Source organism: Lachnospira hominis (ex Liu et al. 2021) (genome assembly GCF_014287955.1).
Classification (GTDB): Bacteria; Bacillota; Clostridia; order Lachnospirales; family Lachnospiraceae; genus Lachnospira; species Lachnospira hominis.
In genome coordinates, this window is sequence record NZ_JACOPD010000019.1 from 1 (window position 1) to 2,486 (window position 2,486).

The following is a 2,486-nucleotide window of genomic DNA, read 5'->3' on the forward strand; positions in this document are numbered from 1 at the left end:
ATGCACATGTAGTGCCCATATCAGGAAAATCATATAGGCTAAAAGATCATTTAAGACAAACAGACTAACTGTACATTTTTATATAATATTTTTTGTACATTCGGTCTTGACATTTTATATCCCACGCCGCGCTGTGCAAGGTAATAGGACGGCCTTTCAACCTTTTCCAAAGCAAGGATACGGGCAATTTCATACGGACCTTTGCTCTCCAACGCCATGCGGTAAATCCGGCGTACTACCTCGGCGGCTTCCTCGTCGATAATCCAGTGGTCTTTGTCGTTGGGGTCTTTCTTATAGCCATAGATACAATGGCTGTTTGTATGCTTGCCGGACATTCCTCTTGCGCGGAGAACGCTTGTTATTTTTCGGCTGCTGTCACGCACATACCATTCGTTCATAATGTTCAAAAACGGGGCAAACTCGCTGCTTTCGCGCTTGTCGCTGTCAACTCCGTTTGCTATGGCAATAAAACGGACGCCCCGCTCCTTGAACATGACTTCTGTGTAAAATCCCACTTGCAGATAATCTCTGCCGACACGACTTAAATCCTTTACCAGTACATAGCCGATTTCGCCGCTTTCAATTCCCGCAATCATGCGTTTCCAGTTCGGACGCTCGAAGTTTGCCCCAGACCAGCCGTCATCGGTAAAGTGGACGCAATTCGTAAATCCATGCTCCTTTGCATAATCTTCAAGCAGCTTCTTTTGATTGATTATACTGTTACTGTCGCCTGTGAGGTCGTCGTCGCGGGAAAGACGCTCGTATAGTGCGGTTATCTTGCTGTTGTCCGTTTTCTTTGCTTTCATTGAAAAACTCTCCTTTCTATGGGCGATTTCTTATCCCCCTTTCACAGCATATAGCTTCTGTAAAATGTTTCTTTGGTGTGGTCTTTCCTTCCTCCATCTTTGGATTCTGCAAAGGATATGATTTTCCATTTGTCATAGCAGCAATACATGCCAACATATCAGCATTCCCTCTTTTGTCCTCATTCTCCTCTTCGTAATCTGTGCTGTCTGCCTTGCTTCCTATGATCCAGTCCTGAATCTCTCTCCATCCTTTTTCCCTGATATTTTTCGTCTTTTCCCTAAATATTGTATCTGCACAGGTAAATTCCACATCAATTTCATTTCTCACCGCTGCATCCCCAAGAGCCGCTAACAGTCTGGCTGTAATAAGGCTTGGCATCTCTCTGTAATGCAGTCAGGCTGTAGAGCTGTGGTGCCTTCTCCTGTTTATCTGCCGGATCAATCTTTGTTACCTGTGCTGTTTTCTCTTCTTTCAGTCTGTTCAGAATTTTCTCAGCATCCTGCTTACTTTCAACTCGGTCGGAAACAGCAGTAATGCCTCCGCAGCTGATGGAAAGTCTGTAGATTGGTTCCGGCTTAAATCCTTCAATCTCAGCTTCTCTCTGTACGATCATGGCAAGTGTCGGTGTCATGACTCTTCCTACGTTCAGCGTCTGTCCATACAGCGTAGAAAATAATCTGGTCGCATTCATTCCTACGATCCAGTCCGCACGTTCCCTGCAGAGTGCCGCCTGGTAAAGATCATCATATTCCCTGCCATTTTTCAGATTAGAAAAGCCATCCGAAATCGCCTGGTCTTCCATTGAAGAAATCCATAAGTGCTCGAACGGCTTTTTACATTTTGCCTGATTGTACACCAGGCGGAAGATCAGCTCTCCTTCACGTACGGCATCTGTTGCCTCTACTAATCCTGTTACCTCTTCCCTCTCCATCAGCTTTTTTAAGATGTTAAACTGCTTTCTGGTTGCAGCTGCAATCTGATAATTCCATTGTGATGGAAGGATTGGGAGATCATCATATCTCCACTTTTCATATTTCTTATCATAAGACTCCGGGGATGCAAGCTCCACCAGATGTCCCACACACCAGCTGACAATATAACCATTGCCCTCCAGGTATCCGTCCTCTCTCTTATCTGCACCGATTACCTTCGCTATGGACTGCGCCACCGAAGGCTTCTCGGCAATTACTAATTTATATGACATTAAAAATCCTCCTTTTGTGGTAAAAAAATAGCACCCTAACCTTTTGGCTAAAGTGCTGTGTAAAATAATTATTAAATTGTTTGTGAATCAGACAAATTGGAATTTAATGTTTAAAACGTCGAGCAATAAAGTAAATCAACCATTCTATCGCTAATACGCCAAGATAAAAAATTCCCCATACAGCAAAACTAATCAACTTTACTTCTAACGTTTGTACAGCACCATGTCCGTCTACTGTTCTTATGAACAAGAAAACACTACCGCATCTATTCTGTGTAGTTCCTCCAAAAAGGAAATTTGGATTTCCTCTGCAAGAATATTAAGCAAAATGGAAAAAGCATTACTGCTCAGAATATTTTGAACCATTGGGTGCTTGGATAGATTTAGTTCTCGGTGCCCGTTTTGTCTTTTCGGTGCTCCAATTACTCATTTTTATATTTTTTCGGTGCTCGCAAGCACCATAAAATAAAAAAAA

Annotated in this window: 2 protein-coding genes and 2 pseudogenes; all 4 read right to left on the bottom strand. The window is 43.0% G+C overall.

Going from position 1 to position 2,486, the window contains the following annotated elements; genetic code table 11:
- Positions 1 to 119 precede the first annotated feature (119 nt).
- A pseudogene (locus H8S01_RS13795) lies at positions 120 to 806 on the bottom strand (recombinase family protein); the annotation flags it as partial.
- A 16-nt stretch (positions 807 to 822) separates the two neighbouring features.
- A complete protein-coding gene (locus tag H8S01_RS14200; RefSeq protein ID WP_330605644.1) occupies positions 823 to 1,134 on the bottom strand; it encodes a hypothetical protein in 312 nt (103 codons plus the stop codon).
- Between the two features lie 46 nt (positions 1,135 to 1,180).
- Positions 1,181 to 2,011: pseudogene (locus H8S01_RS13800) on the bottom strand (DNA topoisomerase); the annotation flags it as partial.
- A 103-nt stretch (positions 2,012 to 2,114) separates the two neighbouring features.
- Complete coding sequence (locus tag H8S01_RS14560; RefSeq protein WP_420323510.1) at positions 2,115 to 2,261, bottom strand: DUF3923 family protein; 147 nt, start codon at positions 2,259 to 2,261, stop codon at positions 2,115 to 2,117.
- Positions 2,262 to 2,486 lie beyond the last annotated feature (225 nt).